General features: G+C 34.7%; 33 protein-coding genes and 1 pseudogene. 17 read left to right on the forward strand and 17 right to left on the reverse strand.

The window, feature by feature from the left end; all coding sequences use genetic code 11:
- Positions 1 to 30: 30 nt before the first annotated feature.
- Entirely contained in the window at positions 31 to 1,044 is a 1,014-nt protein-coding gene (locus ORL93_RS11395) for a CPBP family intramembrane glutamic endopeptidase (RefSeq protein WP_029426983.1), read from the forward strand.
- A gap of 59 nt (positions 1,045 to 1,103) precedes the next feature.
- On the opposite strand, the gene ORL93_RS11400 is transcribed toward ORL93_RS11395, so the two are convergent.
- Together ORL93_RS11400 and ORL93_RS11405 are read right to left on the reverse strand one after the other, a co-directional pair.
- Positions 1,104 to 1,286, reverse strand: a complete 183-nt coding sequence (locus tag ORL93_RS11400; RefSeq protein ID WP_003196117.1) for a DUF3913 family protein — start codon at positions 1,284 to 1,286, stop codon at positions 1,104 to 1,106.
- 96 nt (positions 1,287 to 1,382) lie between these two features.
- Entirely contained in the window at positions 1,383 to 1,841 is a 459-nt protein-coding gene (locus ORL93_RS11405; protein ID WP_003196118.1) for an Lrp/AsnC family transcriptional regulator, read from the reverse strand.
- Between the two features lie 126 nt (positions 1,842 to 1,967).
- On the opposite strand from ORL93_RS11405, the gene ORL93_RS11410 reads away from it, so the two are divergent.
- From ORL93_RS11410 to ORL93_RS11420, 3 genes are all read left to right on the forward strand, one after another.
- A complete protein-coding gene (locus ORL93_RS11410; protein WP_371399141.1) occupies positions 1,968 to 2,390 on the forward strand; it encodes a carboxymuconolactone decarboxylase family protein in 423 nt (140 codons plus the stop codon).
- On the forward strand, positions 2,390 to 2,959 hold the full coding sequence (locus tag ORL93_RS11415) for a cysteine hydrolase family protein (protein WP_097794724.1): 570 nt from the start codon (positions 2,390 to 2,392) through the stop codon (positions 2,957 to 2,959). Before ORL93_RS11410 ends, ORL93_RS11415 begins: the two co-directional genes overlap by 1 nt.
- Positions 2,960 to 3,071: 112 nt before the next feature.
- Entirely contained in the window at positions 3,072 to 3,470 is a 399-nt protein-coding gene (locus tag ORL93_RS11420; RefSeq protein ID WP_003196121.1) for an SseB family protein, read from the forward strand.
- 354 nt (positions 3,471 to 3,824) lie between these two features.
- Here ORL93_RS11420 and ORL93_RS11425 read toward each other — a convergent pair whose 3' ends face one another.
- On the reverse strand, positions 3,825 to 4,733 hold the full coding sequence (locus ORL93_RS11425) for a S66 peptidase family protein (protein WP_003196122.1): 909 nt from the start codon (positions 4,731 to 4,733) through the stop codon (positions 3,825 to 3,827).
- A gap of 117 nt (positions 4,734 to 4,850) precedes the next feature.
- On the opposite strand from ORL93_RS11425, the gene ORL93_RS11430 reads away from it, so the two are divergent.
- Entirely contained in the window at positions 4,851 to 5,948 is a 1,098-nt protein-coding gene (locus tag ORL93_RS11430; RefSeq protein WP_265959067.1) for an NAD(P)H-dependent flavin oxidoreductase, read from the forward strand.
- A 17-nt stretch (positions 5,949 to 5,965) separates the two neighbouring features.
- Here the strand turns inward: ORL93_RS11430 and dltD are convergent, their stop codons facing one another.
- The 5 genes from dltD to ORL93_RS11455 all read right to left on the reverse strand — a co-directional run bounded on the left by dltD (position 5,966) and on the right by ORL93_RS11455 (position 10,284).
- On the reverse strand, positions 5,966 to 7,141 hold the full coding sequence (gene dltD, locus ORL93_RS11435; protein WP_018781033.1) for a D-alanyl-lipoteichoic acid biosynthesis protein DltD: 1,176 nt from the start codon (positions 7,139 to 7,141) through the stop codon (positions 5,966 to 5,968).
- The gene (gene dltC / locus ORL93_RS11440) at positions 7,138 to 7,377 is read right to left on the reverse strand and encodes a D-alanine--poly(phosphoribitol) ligase subunit DltC (protein ID WP_003196126.1); all 240 of its coding nucleotides are present in this window, start codon (positions 7,375 to 7,377) and stop codon (positions 7,138 to 7,140) included. Before dltC ends, dltD begins: the two co-directional genes overlap by 4 nt.
- Before the next feature lie 70 nt (positions 7,378 to 7,447).
- The gene (gene dltB / locus ORL93_RS11445) at positions 7,448 to 8,614 is read right to left on the reverse strand and encodes a D-alanyl-lipoteichoic acid biosynthesis protein DltB (protein WP_018781031.1); all 1,167 of its coding nucleotides are present in this window, start codon (positions 8,612 to 8,614) and stop codon (positions 7,448 to 7,450) included.
- Positions 8,611 to 10,125, reverse strand: coding sequence for a D-alanine--poly(phosphoribitol) ligase subunit DltA (dltA, locus tag ORL93_RS11450; protein ID WP_018781030.1), 1,515 nt, complete (start codon positions 10,123 to 10,125; stop codon positions 8,611 to 8,613). The genes dltB and dltA overlap by 4 nt, the downstream gene beginning before the upstream one ends.
- Positions 10,126 to 10,137: 12 nt before the next feature.
- Entirely contained in the window at positions 10,138 to 10,284 is a 147-nt protein-coding gene (locus ORL93_RS11455) for a teichoic acid D-Ala incorporation-associated protein DltX (RefSeq protein ID WP_006094128.1), read from the reverse strand.
- 314 nt (positions 10,285 to 10,598) lie between these two features.
- Here ORL93_RS11455 and ORL93_RS11460 point away from each other — a divergent pair, with 314 nt between their 5' ends.
- The 5 genes from ORL93_RS11460 (at position 10,599) to ORL93_RS11480 (ending at position 13,670) form a co-directional block, all read left to right on the forward strand.
- Positions 10,599 to 11,777, forward strand: a complete 1,179-nt coding sequence (locus ORL93_RS11460; RefSeq protein WP_371399140.1) for a M20 metallopeptidase family protein — start codon at positions 10,599 to 10,601, stop codon at positions 11,775 to 11,777.
- 245 nt (positions 11,778 to 12,022) lie between these two features.
- Positions 12,023 to 12,175, forward strand: coding sequence for a hypothetical protein (locus tag ORL93_RS11465; RefSeq protein ID WP_167535671.1), 153 nt, complete (start codon positions 12,023 to 12,025; stop codon positions 12,173 to 12,175).
- Positions 12,168 to 12,614, forward strand: coding sequence for a flavodoxin (locus tag ORL93_RS11470; RefSeq protein ID WP_016113977.1), 447 nt, complete (start codon positions 12,168 to 12,170; stop codon positions 12,612 to 12,614). Before ORL93_RS11465 ends, ORL93_RS11470 begins: the two co-directional genes overlap by 8 nt.
- A gap of 23 nt (positions 12,615 to 12,637) precedes the next feature.
- On the forward strand, positions 12,638 to 13,411 hold the full coding sequence (locus ORL93_RS11475) for a hypothetical protein (RefSeq protein ID WP_097787086.1): 774 nt from the start codon (positions 12,638 to 12,640) through the stop codon (positions 13,409 to 13,411).
- A gap of 97 nt (positions 13,412 to 13,508) precedes the next feature.
- On the forward strand, positions 13,509 to 13,670 hold the full coding sequence (locus ORL93_RS11480; RefSeq protein WP_016113979.1) for a hypothetical protein: 162 nt from the start codon (positions 13,509 to 13,511) through the stop codon (positions 13,668 to 13,670).
- Here the strand turns inward: ORL93_RS11480 and ORL93_RS11485 are convergent.
- The 4 genes from ORL93_RS11485 to ORL93_RS11500 form a co-directional block, all read right to left on the reverse strand.
- Complete coding sequence (locus ORL93_RS11485) at positions 13,667 to 14,575, reverse strand: aminoglycoside phosphotransferase family protein (protein ID WP_097794722.1); 909 nt, start codon at positions 14,573 to 14,575, stop codon at positions 13,667 to 13,669. The genes ORL93_RS11480 and ORL93_RS11485 overlap by 4 nt on opposite strands.
- Positions 14,576 to 14,803: 228 nt before the next feature.
- Positions 14,804 to 14,953, reverse strand: a complete 150-nt coding sequence (locus tag ORL93_RS11490) for a hypothetical protein (protein ID WP_003196135.1) — start codon at positions 14,951 to 14,953, stop codon at positions 14,804 to 14,806.
- Between the two features lie 18 nt (positions 14,954 to 14,971).
- A complete protein-coding gene (locus ORL93_RS11495; RefSeq protein ID WP_006094135.1) occupies positions 14,972 to 15,145 on the reverse strand; it encodes a hypothetical protein in 174 nt (57 codons plus the stop codon).
- 74 nt (positions 15,146 to 15,219) lie between these two features.
- The gene (locus ORL93_RS11500) at positions 15,220 to 16,578 is read right to left on the reverse strand and encodes an MATE family efflux transporter (protein ID WP_097794721.1); all 1,359 of its coding nucleotides are present in this window, start codon (positions 16,576 to 16,578) and stop codon (positions 15,220 to 15,222) included.
- A gap of 193 nt (positions 16,579 to 16,771) precedes the next feature.
- Here ORL93_RS11500 and bacA point away from each other — a divergent pair, with 193 nt between their 5' ends.
- Positions 16,772 to 17,566, forward strand: a complete 795-nt coding sequence (gene bacA / locus ORL93_RS11505; protein ID WP_003196138.1) for an undecaprenyl-diphosphate phosphatase — start codon at positions 16,772 to 16,774, stop codon at positions 17,564 to 17,566.
- 27 nt (positions 17,567 to 17,593) lie between these two features.
- On the opposite strand, the gene ORL93_RS11510 is transcribed toward bacA, so the two are convergent.
- Complete coding sequence (locus ORL93_RS11510; RefSeq protein ID WP_006094137.1) at positions 17,594 to 18,148, reverse strand: thioredoxin family protein; 555 nt, start codon at positions 18,146 to 18,148, stop codon at positions 17,594 to 17,596.
- Between the two features lie 67 nt (positions 18,149 to 18,215).
- Positions 18,216 to 18,659: a YrvL family regulatory protein gene (locus tag ORL93_RS11515; RefSeq protein WP_006094138.1), complete on the reverse strand. Its 444-nt coding sequence runs from the start codon at positions 18,657 to 18,659 to the stop codon at positions 18,216 to 18,218.
- A 506-nt stretch (positions 18,660 to 19,165) separates the two neighbouring features.
- Between ORL93_RS11515 and ORL93_RS11520 the strand changes: the two genes are divergently transcribed.
- From ORL93_RS11520 to ORL93_RS11530, 3 genes are all read left to right on the forward strand, one after another.
- A complete protein-coding gene (locus ORL93_RS11520) occupies positions 19,166 to 19,585 on the forward strand; it encodes a MarR family winged helix-turn-helix transcriptional regulator (protein ID WP_003206336.1) in 420 nt (139 codons plus the stop codon).
- Between the two features lie 172 nt (positions 19,586 to 19,757).
- Complete coding sequence (locus tag ORL93_RS11525; protein WP_016113985.1) at positions 19,758 to 19,913, forward strand: hypothetical protein; 156 nt, start codon at positions 19,758 to 19,760, stop codon at positions 19,911 to 19,913.
- A 716-nt stretch (positions 19,914 to 20,629) separates the two neighbouring features.
- A complete protein-coding gene (locus ORL93_RS11530; RefSeq protein ID WP_006094139.1) occupies positions 20,630 to 21,973 on the forward strand; it encodes a TrkH family potassium uptake protein in 1,344 nt (447 codons plus the stop codon).
- A 33-nt stretch (positions 21,974 to 22,006) separates the two neighbouring features.
- On the opposite strand, the gene ORL93_RS11535 is transcribed toward ORL93_RS11530, so the two are convergent.
- Positions 22,007 to 22,369 carry a hypothetical protein gene (locus tag ORL93_RS11535; RefSeq protein ID WP_003196147.1) on the reverse strand — a complete coding sequence of 121 codons (363 nt, stop codon included), beginning with the start codon at positions 22,367 to 22,369 and terminating at the stop codon, positions 22,007 to 22,009.
- Positions 22,370 to 22,714: 345 nt separating this feature from the next.
- On the opposite strand from ORL93_RS11535, the gene ytfJ reads away from it, so the two are divergent.
- Together ytfJ and ORL93_RS11545 are read left to right on the forward strand one after the other, a co-directional pair.
- Entirely contained in the window at positions 22,715 to 23,116 is a 402-nt protein-coding gene (ytfJ, locus tag ORL93_RS11540) for a GerW family sporulation protein (protein ID WP_018764198.1), read from the forward strand.
- A gap of 115 nt (positions 23,117 to 23,231) precedes the next feature.
- The gene (locus ORL93_RS11545) at positions 23,232 to 23,321 is read left to right on the forward strand and encodes a hypothetical protein (RefSeq protein WP_016113989.1); all 90 of its coding nucleotides are present in this window, start codon (positions 23,232 to 23,234) and stop codon (positions 23,319 to 23,321) included.
- Between the two features lie 351 nt (positions 23,322 to 23,672).
- On the opposite strand, the gene ORL93_RS11550 is transcribed toward ORL93_RS11545, so the two are convergent.
- Together ORL93_RS11550 and ORL93_RS11555 are read right to left on the reverse strand one after the other, a co-directional pair.
- Positions 23,673 to 23,912 carry a YkuS family protein gene (locus ORL93_RS11550; RefSeq protein ID WP_003196153.1) on the reverse strand — a complete coding sequence of 80 codons (240 nt, stop codon included), beginning with the start codon at positions 23,910 to 23,912 and terminating at the stop codon, positions 23,673 to 23,675.
- Between the two features lie 193 nt (positions 23,913 to 24,105).
- Complete coding sequence (locus ORL93_RS11555; protein ID WP_016113990.1) at positions 24,106 to 24,345, reverse strand: DUF3911 family protein; 240 nt, start codon at positions 24,343 to 24,345, stop codon at positions 24,106 to 24,108.
- Between the two features lie 57 nt (positions 24,346 to 24,402).
- On the opposite strand from ORL93_RS11555, the pseudogene ORL93_RS31265 reads away from it, so the two are divergent.
- Positions 24,403 to 24,599, forward strand: a pseudogene (locus tag ORL93_RS31265) (hypothetical protein).
- Positions 24,600 to 24,745: the final 146 nt, after the last annotated feature.

Here is a 24,745-nt window from a genome sequence, read left to right on the forward strand (position 1 = left end):
TATAAATATATCATCTTGGGGGTGTTTTTTATTCAATACGCATTTTCACGTATACGACTTCGGAATTTTTTTGCATGGATGATTTTGGGTATAGTAGTAATGGTGCTACCGCTATCCTTTGTGGGCGCTTCAGAAAATGTCATGGATGTTGCAGTGCAAATTTCGGTGTTTTTTGTATTTCCACTACTATGGTTATATTTAAAAACACGAAAAAATAATGTTATATTTACTAGCTTCTTTGATAAACCATCACGGTTAAACTGGAAGATAATCATAGTTGCAACCGCAATGGGAATGATTTTTGCATTCGGTGTATCTTTTATTCAATTTTACATATTAGCACATCTTGTTCCAGATTTCTTAATGGGTGTATTAAGTGATGATAGTGTAATTGATATGAGTAGCACATATACAAAAATCTTTAGCTTTATTTCAGCATGTATTTTTGCACCTATTATGGAGGAAGTTATCTTTCGAGGTTTCTTTTTACAGCGTATGACGTTTAAGTGGGGGATAAAACGTGCTGTAATTGTGTCCTCTCTTATTTTTGGTTTAGGACATTTTGATGTAGTCGGTGCTTTTGTATTTGGTGTTGTCATGTGTCTTCTTTACATAAAAACGAAAAATATATGGACGAATATTGCTGTTCATGCGTTGAATAATTGTATAGCAACTACCATCCAATTAACGAGTGGTGAAGGAACAGATGATGTCATTTCGATTGCTGAATTACAAGGACAAAGTAATTTATGGATTGGACTCGTTGTAATTCTGATCAGTTTATTATGGTTGGCACCTTTTATTCGTAAAAATTGGCGAACTGTAAAAGAAGTGGGGGTACCACCTCTTCGTTTTATCAATGAAGATAAGGCAGTTGTACCATTACAACAAAATAAAATGTATAGTCAAGTCATTTTAACGGATCAACTTATGGCTGTGGAGTTGCCAGATGAGGCTGTGAATCAGTTGAGATTAGAAGAGAATGATTATGTAACGGTTGTAGTAGAGAATGAAAAAATTATTATAACAAAGGCAGAACACTGATAAGAGTATAGGAAATGAAAAATAGCAGCTCTCCAATATAAATGAGGAGAGCTGCTATTTTAATGGATAACAATTTCAACGTGGAAGTTGTTTCCGTTTTTTACATATTTAATATCTGTGACTGTACGAACCATTTTTAAAATTTCCACCTTTTCCCCAATTCGAGGGATGGTGGGAACATTATCCCAAATTCCAAGTAAATCATCTTCTTGTATCGTTTTTTCGTAAAACCAAATTTTCAATGTAATGCCCCTTTCTCGAACTTTATGTATTTTAATACATAATAAAACATTTTTATTCTTTTTGTAAGGGGTTTTTTATTATATTTTGAATAAAAATTAATTTTGTTCTTCTGGAAAAATATGTTCGATATCAGGAGTAAGGGATACTTCCGATAATACGATATGAGAAACAGTTGTTGCATATGAAGAAACATCATTAATAAACTCTTCAAGTTCAACTAATGAAGGAACAGAAATTTTAACGATATAACAAAGACTTCCAGTTACGCGATAGCAAAAGCTTGCCGATGGGTACGATTGAATAAATTGTTGCATGCGCGTTGTATCACCATTTTTTAAGGTGATTTCTAAAATACAATCTAAGACGAGCCCGGCTTTTTTATAATCAATATCAATTGTATATTTTTGAATGACTCCTTCATTTTCTAACTTACGAACACGTTCTGCAGTAGAAGGCGCGGATAAGTTTACGCGTTTTGATAATTCTCGCATAGAGAGGCGACTATCATTATATAATTCATTTAAAATTTTACGATCTACACGATCTAATTGCATATGTAACTATACCTCCAGTAAAATAATAATTTTTGTAAAGAAAATATATAAATAAAGATTCATATGAAATGTGAAAAGGCTATACTTTATTTTACAATAAAACAGAAAGGAATAGGAGGAGAAATGATGGAGAGAATTTCATTATCAGATGTAGGAGAAACAAAGTTTCAAAAATCATTAGGGCATTGTCCAGATATACTACATACTTGGAGTGTATTAGAAAATACATTATATGAAAAAGGGGCACTTTCTGCAGAATTAAAAGAACAAGTACGTAGAACACTTGCTTTTGGAAATGAGTGTTTGTATTGCATGGCAAAAGGAAAGCCAGATGATGTGCAAAAGGTAGAAGAGATTAGTACTGCTGTAACCTTTGCACATGTATTTGTACATAATCGTTCAGCGATAGATGATAAGATGTTTGATGTGTTGAAACAGTATTGGAGTGAGGCAGAGATTGTAGAGCTCTGTGTATATATTTGCTTTATTACTGCTTCACAACAACTTGGATTTTTATTTCAATTACGGCCAGGAGAGGAGAAGGAATAATGCTGAAACAGTCAGCACTTGTTATTATTGATGTACAAAAAGCGTTTAATCTACCTTATTGGGGCGAGCGAAATAATCCTTTTGCAGAAGAGAATATGAAAAGTTTATTAGAAGAGTGGAGACAAAGAGATTTGCCGCTTTTTCATATACAACATGTAAACAAAGAAAATATAGAATCGATGTTTCATCCAAATGCAGAAACAAGTCAGTTTAAAGAGGAAGTACAGCCATTACAAGGGGAGATAGTTATTCAAAAGTGTGTGAACAGTGCATTCATGGGAACAAATTTAGAAAAGCAATTAAAAGAGAAGAACTGTAACTCGGTTATTATTGTTGGGTTAACGACGAATCACTGTGTGGAAACAACAACACGGATGGCTGGAAATTTAGGCTTTTCAACGTATTTAGTAAGTGATGCAACAGCTACATTTAATCGAAAAGGGCCGGATGGTTTACAATATTGTGCAGAAGAAATTCATAATATGACCCTCGTAAATCTTCATGAGGAATTCGCTACCATCGTTACAACATCGGAAATATTAGAGAAGGTAAGATTGGTTCAGTTGTAACGATGAATGATTGATACTATTTCAATAAAATATTTGAATAATTATGTAGAAAAAAATAAGAATATTTCGTATAATTAAAGTATAATTATTTTGAAAATAGGGGTGGCAGCATATGGAGCAAATTCCAGTAAAGAAAATAGAAACAGTACTCGTTTTAGCAGAAGAGGATAAACAAAAACAAAAGGAATTTTATGAATTGTTGCTAACAACTCATTTTTATGTTGCTGGATCTATAGAGGCGGATGATTCTGCATCAGAAGGAACACTTCGTTTGCGTTATTTCCAAGGAGAGGGTAGATGGATCGTACCGTTCTTTACACAATTGGAATTTGTGAAAGATGTGTTGCCGGAAGAAACGCCCCTTATTACGATACGTGGGAAAGAATTATTTGAAAATCTAGATCAAGAAGCGACGGCGGTATTGAATGTTGGTACAGAGCTTAGCAAAACGTTTATTCCAGAAGAGGTTGCGGATATAGCATCTGGGCGTATATTTAATTATTATCAGTAAAAAAATTGTTGTCAGCACTCCTTATAGTCAACTCGGTATAAGGAAATATATATAAATACAAATTGAAAAATCGACATAAAACCTAATATGTAGGTGGAAGAGAGCATCCGACCATGCATAAAAGCGGTCAGACCCTCTTCCTCCCCCATGCTAAGTGAAAACAAAGAGAGAAAGTAAGTGCGGGTCACCTTTTTTCTTCATAACAGCGACTTATATGTTGAAAAATCAAAATGGATATATATAGTAAAAAGGAAAAGCGATACACGCTCTTCCTTTTTTTGCTGTGAATGAAAAATTATATAGAGTATTTCCTTCTAACCTAATATAAAGTGAAATCTTAATCAGTGAGGATGATTAAAATTTCACACCTGAAGGGATAGAAAGTGTATTTCTTTCCGTGTCCATTGTGGCAGTAACACCGAGTGGTATTCCGACATTTGGCTGTATATGCCCGATAGGAAGGCCGAATAATACAGGAATATTGTATGGAGCGAGATAGTTATACAATATGGTTTGTAATGATAGAGACTGCTTTGAGGCTATACAATCATGGCAGCTTGTGAATACAACTCCTGCACATTCATTCAATTTTCCTGCTAAATGTAATTGATTGAACATGCGATCAATACGATACGGTTCTTCTCCAATATCTTCAAGTAATACAATTTTATTCGCTGTATAGATTTCATAGGGGGTACCCAGTGTACTTACTAAAACGGTTAAATTACCTCCAACTAATGGTGCGGAAACTGTACAAGTAGATGTAGTGGTAATGCATTCTGCTGCTGGTAAAATAGTTGAATACGGATAGAATAGTTGATTGAAAGAAGATAAAGAAAGAGAATTCACTCCTTTTCCTAATTCTTCAATCATAGGTCCATGGAATGTAATGAGTCCTGCATATTGTGAAAAGGCAATATGTAAAGCAGTAATATCACTATATCCCCAAAAAATCTTCGGGTTGTTTCGAATGAGTTCATATTGAATATGAGGAAGGAGACGACCACTTCCGTATCCACCTCTTGCGCAAAAAACAGCTTGCACTTCAGGATTGGAAAAAGATTCATGTAAATCCTGAAGGCGGATTGCATCATTTCCAGCTAGATAGCCGTATTTCTCGTAAACACTTTGACCAATTATTACGGATAGGCCCATTGTTTCTAATACTTTTTTTCCTGCAAGGACGTGTTCTATTACTGGAGGGCCTGCTGGAGCAATAATCATTACCGTATCGCCTTGTTGTAAGACATTTGGCTGAATCATTTAAATCTCCTCCTTCGTTTTTAATATATTCGTTTATAAGCAGTTCGATCCTTTTAAAAGAAGGGAAAAGTTTGTTGAGTCGAGAAGATATAAGAGGGCATAGGGAGGGGAAGAAGGATGTTTACAAGCAGAGTAAATGATGTATTACAAATAAAGTATCCAATTATTCAGGCTGGTATGGCAGGTGCAATTACGACACCAGAGCTTGTTGCGGCTGTGTGTAATAGCGGCGGCCTAGGAACGCTCGGGGCTGGTTATATGAGTCCGGAACAAATTCGTCAATCTATTTATAAAATAAGAGAGTTAACAGATAGGCCGTTTGCAGTAAATTTGTTACTTACGAAAGAAATACAAATTGAGGAAGAAAAAGTACAAGTAGCAAGAAATTTATTAGAGCCGATACGAAAAGAATTAGGTATAGATGAGTATAATCAATCATTACAACTTCCGAAAAGTTATAAAGAACAATTGCACGTGTTAAAGGAAGAAAAAGTTCCGGTTATAAGCTTTGCATTTCACACGTTAGAACAAGAGGAAATTGTATCGTTGAAGAAAGAGGGCATAAAGATAATTGGAACAGCTACAAATGTGGCAGAAGCGAAGGTGCTTGCTGAATTAGAGGTAGATGTAATTGTTGGACAAGGTAGCGAGGCTGGAGGACACCGCGGGACTTTTATTGGGAAAGAACAAGATTCTATGATCGGTACATTTGCATTAATTCCACAAATGGTAGCCGCAGTATCAAATATCCCAATTGTAGCGGCAGGAGGCATTATGAATGGGCAAGGTCTTGTTGCAGCAATGGCACTAGGTGCAGAAGGCATTCAAATGGGAACAGCATTTTTAACAAGTGAAGAAAGTATTACACATAATGTACATAAAAAAGCGGTACTGCACAGTACAGATACGAGTACAACTGTAACGAGATCATTTTCTGGAAAATATGCAAGGGGGGTTCGAAATACATTTATAGAACAACATGAAGAAAAAGAAGAAATGCTCCCAATGTATCCAGTTCAAAATGTATTAACCGCTAAAATACGTCAAGAAGCTGCAAAACAAAACAAAGGGGAATATATGTCACTCTGGGCTGGACAAGCTTCTTCATTAGCAAGAAAAGAATCAGCTCAGCAAATTGTTGAACGAGTGTTGGGAGAAGTAAAGGTAACCGTAGAAAATTTACAAAGCATATATACAAAAAGACCACTTGAATAATTCAAGCGGTCTTTTTATTAGTTTGTTTTATAAAATTGCTGGATCGCTTCGTCGATGTATACCCAGCCTTTCCAGCCTAAGTGCATATGATCTTTTAAGAAGTATTTGTCATACTCATGGTTTGAAAAGTCAGCAATTGGATAGCCAGCTTGTTTAATTTGCTCATGAACTTTCTTATAGTATAATTCGCGTCGTTCTTTCGGGAATCCAGCATAATCATACCAAGGACCTTTTACAGGAACAGAAATGAAGAGTGGTTTTGCACCAGATTGTTTTAATAAATCGAGCGCAATTTGTAAATCTTCATATTCTGGAGAGTGATCATAAGCGTCATTTTTTAAGTAATCTTTGCGTTGCTTCAATTTCTTTTTAATTTTGCTATTGAAGTAATCATCTTCGATACCATACTGATTTGATTTTGATTCTAATTCACCAGTTTGATCCGCGTGTTTACGTGCTTCATTCCAGTTCATTTGTTTCAATGCTGGATCAAGTTGTTCTTTATGCGGTTTAATATCGAACATCACTGTAAATATGTCTTTGCGATCTAAAATATTACGGTAAAGATAAGCAAATGGTTTCGCTGCAATTGCTTTTATCTTATGTTTAGTATCATCATAGACAATGCCTTCTAAAGATGTTTTTAATAACGTCTCTTTTTTTACAATTTCAAAGTTCAATAAACGTTTTGCAATTTGTTTTTTCATTTCAGGCTTTAAATCATTGTTAAAAATGAAATGGTAGCCTTGTTGTTTTGAAAAGTTAGGTGCAAAGTGTGTTTCATCAATGCCTTGTGGTACAAACCATTGTGGTGAAAGAACAAAGACCATTTTTTTATCTTTTAATTGATCCATTGTAGATGCAAAGTTTAGCACATGGATAAGGTCTTGCGTTCCGCCACGACCAAGAAGAAATGGTGTGAATCCTTCAGGTTTTACCTTAAAGTAATTGGATGGATGAAAAGCATCCATTCTCGCAAATTCCGATGAACCATACATCGGAAGGTATTTCGGATCTTCTAACATTTTTTGCTGTAAAATCATACTTTGTATTTTCTCTGATTTTAGAGAAGTTGCCGCCTCTTCTACTTTCTTATCACTGACAAGCGGAAGTAGAAAGCGTGTTGGAATAAGTAAGAATACAGCAAAAAGGGCCAATGCTAAGAGCATCGGTCCAAAAGTTGCTTTTTTCATCGGATTTCTTCCAACTTTTTAATAATCATGTTTGGTGTTGCCCACTCATCACGATCAAAATCAGAAATAGATACTTCGATATCTAGACGTTCTTGGAATTCTACTAATAAAGATACTGTACCGAAAGAATCAAGGATACCTTCTTCAAATAATTGTACATCTGGATTTTCTTTTACAATATCATTTTCACAAACTTCTTCTAAAATATCTAATACTTGATCTTTAAATTCTGCCATTTTTAAAATCTCCTTTATATCCGAAATATATTATGTGTAACTTCTTAGCTGTAAGAAAAGAAGCTATTCATTAAAAGTATCTGTTAAGGTGACCAGAGAAGATTAGGAAACCGAAACATACGAAATGGAACGTAATCACTACTGCAAGAACATGCATGAATTTATTGTTTGGCCAAAATTTATGTTTCTTGTTTTTTCGTTCGAAAATATCAAACGAAATAAATAAAACAGTATGGTAAAGGCCGTAAATAATGTACTGGTAAACATGTTCACCTAGAATATGCCAAACGCCCATAATGAAAAAGTTTAAAAATGCACCGATATATGAAATCGTGTAGCGATTTTTAAGTAGCTTTTTCTTTGTTGCGAAAAAGACAAAGCGCATATAAATAAAATCACGGAACCAGAATGATAAGGTCATGTGCCAACGGTTCCAGAAATCTTTAATGTTACGACTAATAAATGGTTTATTAAAGTTTTCTGGTGTTTTAATACCCATCATATAACTGACACCAATTACGAATGCACTATAGCCTGCGAAGTCGAAGAATAGGTATAAACTGTAACTATACATATAAATCGCATTAGAGAAAATGGTATCTTGATTCGCAAATACTGCATCAACAAAATGCTTCTGCAATAAATAAGCGATAATAAACTTATACAGGAAACCTTGGAAAATACGATTAATACCTGTATAGAGTAACTTTTGATATTCTTCAGCACTTGGTGGCTTTTGAATATCTTTTTGGAACCTACGATAACGATCAATAGGTCCAGTCGAGATAGCTGGGAAGAACAGAACAAATTCCCAGAAATTAAAGAATGAGAATTCTTTAATTAAACCGTCACGAATCTCAAATACCATTTGTACTGCTCTGAATGTTACATAAGACATACCAGCAAATACAATGAATTTTAATTCATGTACAAATGGTGCGATTTTTGCCAGAATTAGTGGCAAAATCGATAAAATAACAGCCATGTAAAACATGGACGTATTATTATTTTGTTTTCTTAATAATAAATAGCCTTTAATAAGGATGTATTGCCAAATGATAAATGCTGCTAACATCATTGCTTGCTTCGGTTTGTCAGAGAAAATAAGTGCAAGCATTACTAACGTTAGAACGGCATTATATTTACGCAACATTTTACCTTTTAATCCAGCTATGATAGTAGGTATTAATAAAATGCCCACTATAGCGAAAAAATAAAATGATCCATATGCGGTCATGCTGTAACCTCACTCAATAATTTTTTGCGATCTACCTTTCCATTTGGTGTCATTGGAATAGAAGATTGATACATGAATTTACGTGGAATCATGTAGTTTGGTAATCGCTCATTGAGTTCTTTTTTGATTGCAGATGTCAATTTGAATTCTTTTTCAAATGAATGCTCTCCAGGAACAACAACCGCTAATAAATAATCGTATTTTTCACCTTTTTTAATTGGAACAACAACTGCTCCTTCTACGTAAGAACACGCGCGAAGGTGATGTTCGATTTCTTCTAATTCCATTCGATAACCATGAAGCTTAATTTGGAAATCAAGACGACCATTATAGAATAGAAGACCATTTTCTACATAGCCAGCATCACCTGTTTTGTAGGCGCGCTCACCATCAATCATTGTGAATACTTTTTCTGTTAATTCAGGGCTTCCTAAATAACCAACGCTTACGCTTGGACCGACAATTACGATTTCACCTTTTTCACCATCTGGTGCAATCGTGCCATCTTCTTTCATAATAAGAAGGCGACAGTCTGATTTACAGTAGCCAACAGGAAGAGATTTATATTTATCAACAACTTCTTGTGTAACGTGAATGCCTGTTACAGCAACAGTAGCTTCTGTAGGACCGTACGTATTCATAATTGCTGCTTTCGGGAAGCGCTCAATTAATTTTCTAGCTACTTCATTTGGTAATACTTCACCGCAGAATAAGAATGTTTTCATGTTTGGTAGCATACTTTCAGAGAAAGAAGCTTCCATTAAACACATTTCTGCGAAAGATGGTGTGGAAGTCCATACTTGAATATCCGATTGCTCTAAAGAAGCAAACAAGTCTTTTGGACGTGCAATCATATCTTTATCGATTGCCCAAAGTGTACCACCTGTTACTAGCGATGGGTAAATGTCCATTACAGATAAATCGAATGAGAACGGTGCTTGGTTTAAGAATACTTGTCCTGTTTGTAAGTTGAAATCTTGGGCAGCCCATTTTGTAAAGCTAACAAGGCAATTATAAGTAATCTGCACACCTTTCGGGTTACCTGTGCTCCCTGATGTGTAAATAATGTAGAAGTTCTCATCATCTTTTACCGCATGCTCAGGGTTTGGCGTTTGCCCTTTATGAGTAAAGAAAATGTCTTTTAAGTTGTCTTCACATACGATGCGAACTGGTAAGTCAGTTACAGCAACTTCTACCGGAGATAGAAGTAATTTCGCACCAGAACTTTCAGCAATACGTAGCACACGATCAGCTGGAATAGATAAATCTACAGGAATGTAAGCATGTCCAGCTTTCACACACCCTAAAAAGTTGATGATCATTTCAGGTTGCATATGGCCATAAACCATAATTGGTGAACGATCATCTGGATACTCAGAAGAAATCCAGTGCGCCAATGCATCAGAATCTTCCTTTAATTGTTTGTACGTAATTTTCGCATCTCGCCAAACGAAAGCGGTTTGATCAGGCGTTTCTGTCGCCCACTTTTCGATTTGTTCTAATAACTTCATAACGTTCCCACCCTAAAATTCATTGTAAATAAATGTACTTGTGTTTGTATCATGGAATCCATACAACCAAAGTAGTGCAAATAAAATTGCAAGGTAATAAACCGTCTTTGCAAACCATTGTGTGAGTGGTCGAGACCATATCTCTTTTAATCTTTCCATGTCTTTCCCTCTCTTATGAAATAGTAACTATATGTAGGTATCATGTCCTACATCATTGTGAAAAAAACAAAATTCCACATTTTAGGTAAAATTAAGACAAAAAGGCTCTTTTTTGATAGTAGCACTAAATACTAAAAAAGAAAATCCCTAACTTAGCAATTATATTACATTCTATATGAATTTGTAATGGATTTGTCTTTTTTTAATGAGTTGTGAGTGTATAAATCGATTTTTTGAAAATGAAAATCTTACAAGGAAATTAAATAATCACAGTGAAATAAGAAATGTGAAGAATGAAAAGGAGGTTGTCAGGAATGGAGCGTTTGAAAAAGGTATGGCAGACATATGTGTCAGAGGAAAATATTATAAAGTGGCGGAGACATTTTCACCAATTTCCTGAACTATCATTCCACGAGGAAAAAACTTCACAATTTATATATGATACATTATGTTCATTTTCAGCTTTCGAGGTGACAAGACCGACGCGGTATAGTGTGATGGCAAAGAAAAAAGGAAAGAAGGCAGGCAAAGTAATAGCAATTCGTGCAGATATGGATGCCCTGCCAATTCAGGAAGAAACGTCTAAACCATATGCATCAGTTATTTCAGGGGTTATGCATGCATGTGGGCATGATGCACATACCGCTATTTTATTAGGTACAGCAGAAGCGATAGCAAATAAGAATGAGGATTGGGAAGGAGAAATTCGTCTTTTATTTCAACATGCTGAAGAAGTGTATCCTGGTGGTGGACAGGAAATGGTGAGAGCTGGTGTGATGGATGATGTGGATTATATTATCGGCCTACATGTAATGTCTGGATTAGAAACGGGGAAGGTTGGAGTTGTATATGGGCCTATGATGGCTGCTCCCGATGTATTTACGATTGAAGTAAAAGGAAGAGGTGGCCATGCTGCTAGGCCGGAAGAAACAGTAGATCCGATAGCAGTTGGTGCGCAAATCATTACGAACTTACAACATATTGTATCTAGAAATACAGGCGCTTTTATGCAAAGAGTTGTTTCCATAACACAATTTCACGGGGGAACAGCAGATAATATTATTCCTGATACAGCATATTTAATGGGAACAGTCCGGTCCTTTGATCAAAAACTAAGGAAAGAATCGGAAGAGATGATTGAACAAATTGCTAAGGGGATTGCAGAGGCACATGGTGCAGCGTATACGTATACATATCGCTATGGATATGACCCGGTTATCAATGATACGTTTATTACAAAAATAGTAGAAGAAAGTGCGGTAGAGTTGTTTGGAGAGGAGAGAATTGTAAAGCTAGCTCCTTCGATGGGAGGGGAAGATTTCTCGGCATATTTAAGAAAAGCGCCAGGCTGTTTTATTAAATTAGGAACTGGAAATGAGAAAATCAAAACTTGTTATCCTCATCATCATCCAAAGTTTGATGTGGATGAATCAGCTTTAATTAATGGGGCAGAGTTATTTTTACAGGCGACAATGAATTTACTAAAAGCTTAAAAGAGTACAAAAAAAGGCAACTGCGCTTATCGCAGTTGCTTCTATTTCTTTCCGTTAGAGAGGGCTGAGAAAGAACTATGCTCATTTATAGTATATGAATAGCTGGCGGACAAGCTTGTACCTTTTCATTATTTTTTAAAAAATAGTTATTGACTTTGATAATCATTTTCATTTAATCTAAAAGTATAGTTGAAATTGATAATTATTATCAATGTATTCGCAAGTGCAGAATGGATGAGGGAGAGATGAAAAAGATATTTCGCCTTGGGCAAAGGGAAATTAAAAATAAAGATATAAAATGGCAACGGCGTGTAATTCGTGCTGAATATGTAGAGGAGAAGAAAGGAAACAAGGAAGAAGAAGCGATACATAATCAAGGGAGAGATTCAGTTGAATAAATTTGTAATGATTTTTGCAAGTATGAGTGGAAATACAGAGGAGATGGCTGATCATATAGCTGGAGCGATTCGTGAAACAGGCAATGATATTGAAGTGATTGATATTATGACGACGCCAGAAGCGTCTATATTAGAGGAATATGATGGGATTATTTTAGGAGCGTATACGTGGGGAGATGGTGAGCTTCCTGATGATTTCTTAGATTTTTATGACGAAATGGAAGAAATTCATTTAGCAGGTAAAAAAGCAGCAGTATTTGGATCTTGTGATTCTGCTTATCCGAAATACGGGGCAGCTGTTGATATCTTAATAGAAAAGTTACAAGAGCGCGGTGCTGAAGTTGTAATGGAAGGGCTAAAAGTAGAACTAACGCCAGAAGATGAAGATGTAGAGAAATGTCTTCAGTTTGGTGCTGAATTTGTAAAACACCTTTCTTAATGGTGAGAGGGAGATGAAGATGGGTGCAGGGGAAAATATCAATTAAAACGATGACAGATTATCATTTATATGATTTTATGCGTTGTCCACATAAGTTTTATTTTCGCTATATAAAAAGAAGAGAACCTTCTTCGTTTGAATGGAAACAAATGGTTCAATCGATTGTAAATCAAATTATTATTGACTATTACACATCACCTGTAGAAAAACAAACAACAATGCTGTTGTTAAAACGATTAGAGAAACACTGGGATAAAGTGCGTATTGGAATGTTCGCTTCTAAAGCAGAATATTATATTGTTCTTGCAAAGTTAACGGACCATCTAATACAGTTTGTGAAAAATGATGCGAGTAAAACACCACCTTTATTTTTATATGAGAAGTTACAAACATATATGGACGAGTTAGGTGTGCACATTTCATTAACGTTTGAAGTGGGTGAATGGTCTACACAATCGTTTGTAATTAAAAAGTATGTTGTTGATGCAAATGAAGAAATGCTTGCTCTTTTTCAAAAGCTTACGGCAGTGTTTAGCTACAAAGTTTTTGGGATTCTTCCCGAAAGAATTGAAGTTGTTAATTTAATAGAAGGAACTAGGTACGAATCTGTTCCAAAAGAGCAAGATATTATGGATGGAATGAACGATTTATATAGAATGAAAGAAATGTTACAGCAACCAGAATATTACACAGAACGTACATTTTGTTCTGAATGTATTGGATGTGCTTTTCGTAATGAATGCAAAGTAGACGAGATGCAAGATGCATTGATAGCGAAGAATACTATACTACATTAGGGGGTGCAAATTTGCATCTCTTTTTGGTATTGACATGAAAAGCTTTTCATCATTTACGGTATATACGTAGGGGAACTTATGATGGGAGGAATACTTAATGGGAAATGGAGTAAAAGTATTTCAATGGTTAAAAGAACAACAGGCTCCTTTTTGGGTCCAATTGCAAATTTTGCAGGCGTTTCAAATGTATAAATTAATTGTAGAAATGGATAAAAAATTAATGATATACGAGGAAAAGAAGAATAGGGAAAGAAGTTAACTCCTTCCCCGAAGTATAGTTTGTAAATGTTTTCGATTCTTCTGTATCTCCTGTTCGTTATTTGTTTCAAAGTTATAAACAAGGTTATGGAGTAATGGACTATACTGATAAAATTGAATGACACGCTTAAAGAAAGATAAATCATGATGGGGAGTGAGAGTACAGTACCGTTTATATATGGCATTTGTAAATTCACTACCAAAATTGTTATATAATCCAGCGAAGTCAAAGGCAGGATCTCCAATTTGAGCATCACCAAAATCGATAATACCAGCAATGCTTCTTTTCTCCCCATCAAATAAAATGTGATGATGTGTAAAGTCAGCGTGGATCATTGTTTTTTGGAAATCAGATGCATACATATGTTCAAAAAAATCCTCGAATAAACAATCAAAAGCTTTTTTTTCTAACAATGTAAGTGTGCAAGCAAGATGAACGTGTAATTTCGTTTGAATCTGTCGCCAATATGAGATAGGTTTCTCAGTATCAAACCCCCATTTTACAGCATGTTCTATTGGAATGGTATGTAAAGAAGCGAGAAAGATAGCAAGCTGCGAGATAACTGTTTCACGCTCTTTTACAGTTAATCTTTCTATTGTTTGTACTGTTAATGGCTCCCCATGAATGAGTTTATAATAACTACAAAATGGAATTAAATCTAATTCATTTTTATATAAGATGTGGTATTTTGGGACCTTTATCTCTTGTGACGATTGAGAAAGTATTTCGCATAGTTCTTTTTCGCGAGGTATTCGTTTTGCATACTGGGATTTACGTGGAAAACGGAAGAGCCATTCATTGTTAATGATAATGGCTACATTATCCCAGCCATTATCGTTTTGTTCATAAGAGTGTATAGGAATATTGGGTAGTGATTGCTGGATATCTCGCATATAAGATGTCATATGATTCTCTCCTTTTTTTGGATATATGCATTAATATTATCAGAATTTTTAAACTCTGTGATAATATGGAATAAATATATTGAAAAAAGAGAGGGACATAACGTTTAAATGAAATGCAGTTAAGTTATAGAATGAAGATTATAAAAGAAGATAATACGTTTAAAATTGCGAAGCAACGGCAACGTGTAGAATAAAAATGTCCCCGAAAAGTGGGGACATTTTTTGTATTCACAGGTTCTCGTTTTGTTGTCCAATTTCTTTTTTTGCAATTTCTAGATTGCCTTGTTCGACTTGTTTATGCACATTTATAGAATCACCAGCATAACCTTTTTGCGTTTTTACAACTCTTTTAGAAAAGAGTGAGGATTGTTTAGTCATAATATAGTTCCCTTCCCATTAAAAGTAGACGAAAATGATGAGTACAAGTAATATTGTCCCGAAAATACCAATCCCAACTAAAAAGGAAGTATTTTTATATTGAGGCGGTTTATGAATATCTTGCCTGTATCCAGGTGAGATTTCAGGAGCAAACTCTTCATCGTAGGACTGCTGTTTTTTCTTTTCATCCATAGATTTACACCTTTCTTTTTTATTATGTTACACGTTTAAAGAGGAACTATGCATGATGAAAAAAGCCGCTAGGATTAGCGACTCTTTTGTGATGTATATTTACGTTGTACTTGAAAGAGACGAACAAGCAGAAAGGTAGCTCCAAATGCTAGCCCTATAATAAGACCAACCCAATAACCTTTAGCTGCCAAAGAAGTATAGGTTGCTAATATATAACCTAGAGGTAGACCAATGATCCAGTAGGCAATAAGTGTCATAATCAAGGTAACATTCACATCTTTATAACCACGGAGTGCACCTTGCACTGGAGTAGCAATTGCATCGGAAATTTGAAATAAAATCGCAAAAATGAGAAACTCTTTTGCTAAATCATGAACAGCAATATCTGTTGTATAAATAGATGCAATTTGATCGTCAAAGAAAAAGAGTAAGATAGAATATAACAAGGCAAAAGCAAGTGCCAAACCAATTCCAATAAAACTGTATTGTTTTGCGTTTTCACAGCGATTTGCTCCAACTTCAAAACCAACTGCAATTGTCATAGCCATTGCTAAACTTAAAGGTGTCATATATAAAAGGGAAGCAAAGTTCATTGCTGCTTGATGTGCAGCGATTGTTGTTGTGCTAAAATTACTCATCATGAGTGTTACGGCAGCGAAAATACTCGTTTCAAAAAAGATGGCAAATCCGATAGGTACCCCAAGTTTTAATAATTCTTTCCAGCTTGAAATAGAAAGTCGGTATAAGCGCCTGAAGATACCAAAAGATGTAAACGGTTCTTTCGTACGGATAATAATAATCGTAATAAATAAAATGCACCAATATGTTGCGGTAGAAGCAATTGCTGCACCAACGCCTCCTAGTTTCGGAAAGCCGAAATGACCGAAAATAAATACATAGTTTAAAATGATGTTAATAGGTAAGGAAAGTAATGTAATAATCATTGTTGTACGTGTTTTTCCTAATGCATCAATAAACCCACGTAATACAGTATAGACAAATAAAGGGATGATACCAATTGCAATAATGCTTAAAAATTGAGAAGCAATGTGTTCGACCTGCTCTTCTAAATGCATGCCTTTTAGAATTGGTGAAACGGCAAAGAAACCAATGAGAATAACAAGTAAACTAACTCCGATTGCCAAATACACGGCTTGTATCACGATATGAGGAACATCCTCTTTTTGTTTTGAGCCAACAAGTTGAGCGATAATAGGCGTGGTAGCCATTAAGATTCCTGTTAATCCCGTACTAATCGGAATCCATATACTTGTTCCAATTGCGACCCCTGCTAAGTCAGTAGCACTTGCATGCCCTGACATTGTTGTATCAAAAAAACTCATTGCAAATAAAGACATTTGCGTTACAAAAATCGGGAAAAATAGTAATACAAATTGTTTTATTTTTTGTGAAAATGAATTGGTTTCTTTCATAAAAGCTCCTTTCTATGTAGGACCAAACTCTTTCTATCATACAATTTAATAAGAAAATAGAAAAGAAATACACATATGTGAATGTATTGTTATATTTTGAAAGAATGAAAAAATAGATGCACTTTGAAATTGGATAAGGTATTATGATAAGGTGTGAAAAAAGTATATATAAGGTATTAAGGAGGCACTACTCGTGGCTGATTGGTTAATTGGTTTAATCATGGGAGCTGTTGAAGGATTAACGGAATTTTTACCGGTTTCATCAACGGGACATATGATTTTAACAGGACATTTAATTGGATTTGATGATGATAGAGCAAAAGTATTTGAAGTTGTCATCCAATTGGGATCGATTTTAGCGGTTGTCGTTGTATTTTGGAAACGTTTATGGTCATTAGTTGGGATTGGCAAGGTAACACAAGGACCATCTTTAAATTTATTACATATCATTATCGGTATGATTCCAGCAGGAGTACTTGGTGTTTTATTCCATAGTAAAATTAAAGAAGTTTTATTTGGACCAGGCCCCGTTGTTATCAGTTTAATCGTTGGTGGTATTTTAATGATTGTTGCTGAGAAATTTTCAAGACCAAGTACAGCGAAAACATTGGACGAGATTACGTATAAACAAGCATTCACAATTGGAATGTTCCAATGTTTAGCACTGTGGCCAGGATTTTCACGTTCTGGATCTACAATCAGTGGTGGATTATTAGCTCGTGTATCTCATACAGCCGCTGCTGAATATACATTTATTTTAGCGGTACCAATGATGGTTGCAGCATCAGGGTTAGATTTAATTAAAAGCTGGGACGTATTAAGTTCAGCAGATATCACATTATTTGCAACTGGTTTTATTACGGCTTTCCTTGTAGCAATGCTTGCGATTGTTTCATTCTTAAAATTATTAGCTCGTGTAAAGTTAACACCATTTGCTTATTATCGTTTTATTTTAGCTGCGGTGTTCTATTATTTCTTCATTATGTAATAAAAAAACTGCCATTTGGCAGTTTTTTTATTTTACTATTTTTTCAATCATATTTTCCATCGCATGTTCCCAAAGTGAAGTGTCGTCAGCTAATGTAGCACGGAAATTAGCATACATGTCTTTCTGTTTTTCTTCAAATTGTGGATCATCTTTTTCAGGTAATGTAGCACGCATAGAAGTTACTAATTCTTGCACTTTTGGAGCACGTGGTCCCCAAACCGCCTGTTCTTTTCCATCCTTATCAATAAAAATAAAGATTGGAATGGCACGGGCTGTTCCATTTGTTAAATATTGATCCATTAACTCTAAATTTTCATCACGGATGAGTAATCTCATTTCAATATTGGAAACTTCGCAAATACGTTTCATAACAGGTACGCAAAGAAGAGCGTCTCCGCACCAATCAGCGGATAGTACAATAACACGCCATCCGTCGTTTTGACGTTCTTCTAAAACAGGAAGCAATTCGTTCGGAATTAAAAAGTTATTATAAATATGTAGTAATTCATACTGGTTCACAGTCATGTTATTTACGTATGTATCAAAGGACATACCTTTATCAGCCCATTGTTGTAATGTCATATGTAACACCTCTTTAGTATATTTTTGTTTTTATTGTATCAATTTTTATCGTGAAATGCTTGTAATCTTACTCTTTCTTTTTGTTATCAGTAGACCATAATTTATCCAAGATAAAAAAGAAAAGGACAATAAGTAATTCAGCTTTATTAGAGATCGTTATACTTTCTATCCAATCATCTGCAGTATGAATAACGAGCCAATCAAGCGAGATTTCTATGAGGGAAAGCAGTAAAAAGGATAGCCATTTTGACATGTGCGTGAGCAGAGGTGTTAAAAGTACTTTGAAAAATAAAATCAAGAAACTACTAATTCCATCTAGTATAAGGGCTAATAAAAAAAAGAGAAGCAGTGCAGTTCGTGATGTATATTCTACACCAATGAGGCGAAAAACTCCGACATACATAAAGAAAATGAGTGCAAAAGCAATAATTATAAGAAGGGTAATACTACTAATAACAATCGTTTTATCTTTTCCACTTAGATCTGAAAACTTTTCTTCGTCTGGATTCATGATATACCCCCAAAAAGTTCATCTTATAAAGTGAAACTTTAATCAGTAGGGGGCTTCATCCCCCACTGATTATTAGCCCTCATCAATCTAGTTTTGCCCCCACCTAACTTCTTTGCTCTCGCTGAATTTTGAGGTGGGGGTCTGACTGCCCGTTAATGCGGGATAAAAGGAAAAAAATTCATATTTTATTATATCATGAATACTTGATGGGAAGTGAAAACAAAAAAGGTGCGACGAATCGCACCCTTTTTGTGGCTGATGTGAGTTTCAGCATGTTAGAAAAGCAACCTGTATCATTTATTTCCAAATAGATAATAAATGATACGTGCTCTAGTGAATAACGGAGATTTTTACTATTGGGTTTTGTTTTGGGAGTGTATCTATCAAATAAGTGAATACATTATGAGTGATTGTATGGGAAAAAAGATGACAAAATGTAAAATATAAGGTAATATAATTCATAATGTTTTTATTTAACTATATGAAATAAAAGGGAGATGTAAACGGTGTCTCATAATCGCGAACAATTAATGGAGGATCTATCTGCAAATGTTTTTGCTATGTTTCGTTCATTGCGGAATGATATGGGAAAAATTTTTGGAGATTACATACCATGGAATGAATTTCTCGTGCTCCGTATATTAAATCGTAATGAAAAAGAGATGGTTTCTCGCGTAGCAAATGAACTACATGTATCAAACAGTCATATTACAGCTGTTACAGAAAAGCTAATTAATAAAGGTTTTGTAACGCGTTCACGTTCTACATCTGATCGTCGTGTTGTATATTTGGAAATTACGGAACAAGGAAAAGAGTTAGTTGCAAAAATGGAATTGGCAAAAAAACAGTATTTAAAAGAAAGGTTTTCGGCCCTATCTGAAGAAGAAATGCATCTAATGATATCTATTTCGAAAAAACTTATATAGAAAAAAAGCCAGATGAACTATGGCTAATCGAGAATCCTTCCTTGTTTTAGGGAGGTTTTTTTATTCATACTAAAATGAAAAATTGAAATTTGTTACATAGAAGAATGCGATGTGTATGATTGGGATAGGAAAGACATACTAACAATGATGGAAGATGAAAGGAGGAAGAAAGATGACGAATCGCAACGGGAGTCAAGGAAGTGGAAATCAAGGTTCACCAAAAACAGGGCAGTTTCAACAAGAGTTTAGTTCGGAGTTTATAACTGGTAATGATAATAAGGGAAAAGAATATCGTTCGAACAAAGGAAGTAAGTCAAAAAAGGAGTGAATAGATTCACTCCTTTTTTGTTAGGAAATTTGAATTGTATTTTAAGATAAGAAAATAGACCATCTTGTTAATACAAGATGGTCATGGAAGGGGACAATTTATGTCAATTTTAATTAGGGATGGAAAGCTGTTCGAGACACTGGGGAATGTCTCATTATTAGGGAGGAACAGCTTCGATAGATATAATATAAAAGATAGATGTGACCTCAATGTGAACTTGAAGTGAAAGGTATGGGAATTTTAAAAATTTCCCTCTTTTTAAATAATAGAGGGAAGGTAGAACATAGTTAGAGGTCCCATAGTCTAATGAATAGTGGATAAAAAATAGACCATCTCGTTAATACAAGATGGCCATGGAAGGGGACAATTTATGTCAATTTTAATTAGGGATGGAAAGCTGTTCGAGACACTGGGGAATGTCTCATTATTAGGGAGGAACAGCTTCGATAGATATAATATAAAAGATAGGTGTGACTTCAATGTGAATTCGAAGTGAAAGGTATGGGAATTTTTCAGTTGAAATCTATGGAAAAAAGGATTATGCTCAACTATATTATGAGATTATAAAGATTTATCCAAAATAATGAGTTTGCTCTAAAAGTATGAGGAATTGAAAAAAAGTTAGGTGAAAAATTACTTTCCGTAAGATTTGGTCCGGTCAAAACGAACGATTAGTGTATGGAAAGAGGTTTTACTTTATTAAGGGAGTTAGTGATATGGAAGCAACAAAAAAACAAGGATTTTATAATCGTTTTATACGATTAAGTCCGCCGCAAATTTTAGCAATGGGCTTTTTTTGTTTAATTGTTGTCGGGGGAATGTTATTGAAACTACCATTCGCGACAAAAGAATCAATTAGTTGGGTAGATGCGTTTTTTACAGCAACCTCGGCAGCGACAGTAACCGGTTTAGGAGTTGTAGATACTGCTAGTACTTTTACAATGTTTGGTCAAATTATCATTATGTTGTTAATTCAGACAGGTGGTCTTGGATTAATGACAATCGCAATTTTAATTGTATGGGTGTTAGGGAAAAAAATTGGTTTACGTCATCGATTATTAATTGGAGAAGCGTTTAACCAAACGAATATTGGTGGTCTTGTAAAATTAGTGAAGCGTGTTTTTATTTTTTCTATTTGTATTGAGTTAGTAGGAGTTGTTTTTTTATCCATTCGATTTATCCCGGAATTTGGTTTCGGCAAAGGTTTATATTATAGTATTTTTCATGTTATCGCCTCTTATAATAATGCGGGATTTGCACTATGGCCAGATAATTTAACAAGATATGTAGGAGATCCTATTATTAATATTGGAATTTGTTCTTTAATTGTTATAGGTGGTTTAGGTTTTACCGTGTTAATTGATATATGGTATAGCCGTAGTTTTCAGAAACTATCACTTCATTCGAAAATTATGATTGTTGGAACAGTAGCGCTTAATGTTATTGCGATGATTGTGATTTTTATATTGGAGTATAATAATGTGAAAACATTAGGATCACTATCTTTAGGTGAAAAGATATGGGCTTCATTTTTCCAGGGGATTACACCGCGTACAGCAGGATTTAATACGGTTGATTATGGAGGAATGGAAGAATCATCAATATTGTTTACGATGATTTTAATGTTTATCGGTGCAGGAAGTGTGTCGACAGGTGGCGGAATTAAGTTAACAACATTTGTTATTTTAATTACATCGGTTATTTCCTTTTTTAGAAAGAAGGAAGACTTTGTTTTATTTCATCGTACAATCAAAATGTCAACGGTAACGAGAGCGTTAGCGATTGTAGTTGCCAGTCAAATTCTTATTTTTACAGCAGTATTTTTATTAATGCTTACAGAAAACTTTAGTTTTATTCAACTTTTATTCGAAACAATTTCAGCGTTTGGTACAGTGGGGTTATCAATGGGAATTACGGCTAAGTTATCTGTAATTGGAAAATGTATCATTATGTTTGTTATGTTTTGTGGGTTAATTGGTCCGTTAACGCTTGTATTCTCTCTAGCGCGACCAGCTAAACAAAAAATTCGATACCCATCAGAAGATGTTTTCACAGGATAAGGTATCTCGCAAAAAGCGAGATACCTTTTTTCTTTAAAAAAGTGAGAACAATAAACCGATGATTGCAGCGCGGAATAACAGAGCAACAATAGCAGCAATGCCGCCCACAATAGCAGCGATGCCACCGGTTACAGTAGCTCCACGATTATAGGCATAAATACCTAGTAAAACAGAAACAAGTCCGAAGAGTGTAGGAAATGTAAAGAGTGATAATACAGCAAGAGCAAGAGCGATAAACCCTGCTGTGGATCCTGCTGTTTTTGATTTTACATCGTCTTTATCGTTATAGTTGATATGCTGAGGAGCAACCTCTGCTGCGTACTCTTCTTTATAGTCCCCTTCTTCGGTTCTATGTTGTTCATTAATTTTATCAGTCAACGTAAAGTCTCCTTTCATAGCAAGGTTCATTAGTAGTATGTATATCTTTTTCTTTTTTATCCGGCAAGAAATAGATAGGCATATCATTACTTTATTTCGCTATTTGCAGGCGGTAACACTCCCACCTCAAAATTCAGTGAAAGCACAGGAGTTAGGTGAGAGATAAACTGCCCGTAAAAGTCTGATTAGTGAGGGCTGATTAAATTTTCACTTTATCTGACTGAAGTGAAGGATATGTATATTGTTTTTAGATTCTAAGCTGAAAATGGAACAGTGTTTTTTCATGAATTGTAAAACTTGGTATGAGTTCCTCTATTTTGGAAAGTATAAAAAAGAATTAAGAGGAAAAAGGTGGTTTAAATGATGGAACATCCAATTGAAAACTTAATGAAAACGGCAATGACAAATTTAAAAGAGATGGTCGATGTAAATACAATTGTCGGAAGCCCTGTTTCAACAGCGGACGGAAAGGTTGTTTTAACTGTTTCAAAAGTTGCCTTTGGTTTTGGCGCAGGGGGAAGCGATTTTAAAGGGGAAACGTCTGTAGGGAAAAGTTTGGCAGGACAAGGACAACAAAAAGAGGCGAAACAAGGGCATCCGTTTGGAGGTGGAAGTGGTGCAGGAGTTTCAATTGATCCTGTTGCGTTTTTAGTAGTAGGATCTAGTGGTGTACAAGTGTTACATTTACATAGTGGCACACACTTGATTGAAAAGGCTTTGAGTACAGTTCCAAGTACTATAGATAAGTTTGTAAACGGTCGTTAAAAAGTAAACTTGCATTTTTTAGGAATTATGATATATTAGAAAAAGTGTGTTCAGAAACGACAAATATAATTGGAATGTAAATATATATGATTTATGAAATAAGGGAGAGGTAGTTATGATTAACATCAAGAATTTTGCTGTCGGCTTATGTATGTTAGTAAGCGGATTTGTTGTGTATGTAGTAAAAGAAAAGGCTCCATTCTAAAACAGACAGATTGTGATGTCTGTTTTTAATTTGTTAAAATAAATATTGACGAATTTATTTTTAAGTGTTATGATGATATTTCGTGTCTCGGTTACAGCTAGTATATATTGGATATTTCTTGTAAATGCAATATGAAAAATTTGCGAAAGATCGGGTAATTTTACCAACAACTTTTGTGAATAGACCCAAAAAGTTGTATTTGTAAGCTTATACACATGCTAGTGTATCAGGAGCGGTCAGAGGAACCGTGTTGATGAGAGAGAGGTAGGGCTTTCATCCAGTATATGTTACTTTCCCGTTTAGGTGAATATAAAAAAAGAAGTCTCCTTGTTATAAGGAGGCTTCTTTTTTTTATAAACTACTTTCAATTCGTTGACAAATTTCATCGGTTGTTAAGCCACTTGCTTCAATAACGGGCCCTTTTATTACTGCATTACTAATTCCCATTACATTAGAATCTTGTCCAGTTACGACGCAACAATCGCACCCTTGCACGTCATTTTCAGAACGTAGTGAAATTACTTCATGTCCTTGTTGTTCTAAAGCTTGTTGAACATCGGTTAAAGAATTTTCAACACCAATTTTCGCCATACTCTTCACCTCCTACCATCTAGTAATATGCTCCATTTTTTAGGGAATATTTATGTTTTTAAGGAAAATATGGTAGAAATGTTGATGTATTTAATATTTACGAACAGGGAAATCCCCCTCCTAAAACAAAGAGGTGGGGGATAGCTGCTCAGAAAAGCCCGATTAGAAAGGGGAAGAAAAAATACGTAATGTATTAGTCGTTATATACACCTGTGAGCATTTGACTTACAAACTGATCATTTAATTGATCTTGAGCAGATTCATCATTTGATTGAATGTCAATTGAGGCAGTGAAGTTGTTATTCTGTTCTTCATTTGGAGATACCTCTACGTAATTATTAAATTTACACAAACCTTTCGTATCCATTAAATCAAATAGTTGTAACATTTCTACTACCTCTTGTCTCGTTCCTTTAATTTGTACACATGCCATATTATTTTCCTCCTTCATTTGACAATTTGTTTTTTTAAATAGGATTATGAAAGCTGCATGAAAAATATGATTGTTATTTTTATACAATGTTATTTTGCTTATTTTCCTCCTTTTCAATCAAAAGTTGTTTTTATTCCCGAATATACGAAATCGGACGCCCGTTTATTGAATACAATAGATTCGCATCATTTGACAAAACTCCTTCTTTTAAGCAAATATTTTTTAGGATGAAAAATGGCGAAAAAAATTTTTGACATGTTGTAAACGTTAACAATGTTGATAAATCAATATAAACAAGGATGTATATAAATTAAAAATTATAAATTTTCTAAAAATTGTCTTGATTTATTTAAAAAGGAGAGTAAACTAGGAAACAATAAAAAATTCATAGAACATAGGG

The organism is Bacillus sp. DHT2 (assembly GCF_026241455.1).
GTDB lineage: Bacteria > Bacillota > Bacilli > Bacillales > Bacillaceae_G > Bacillus_A > Bacillus_A pseudomycoides.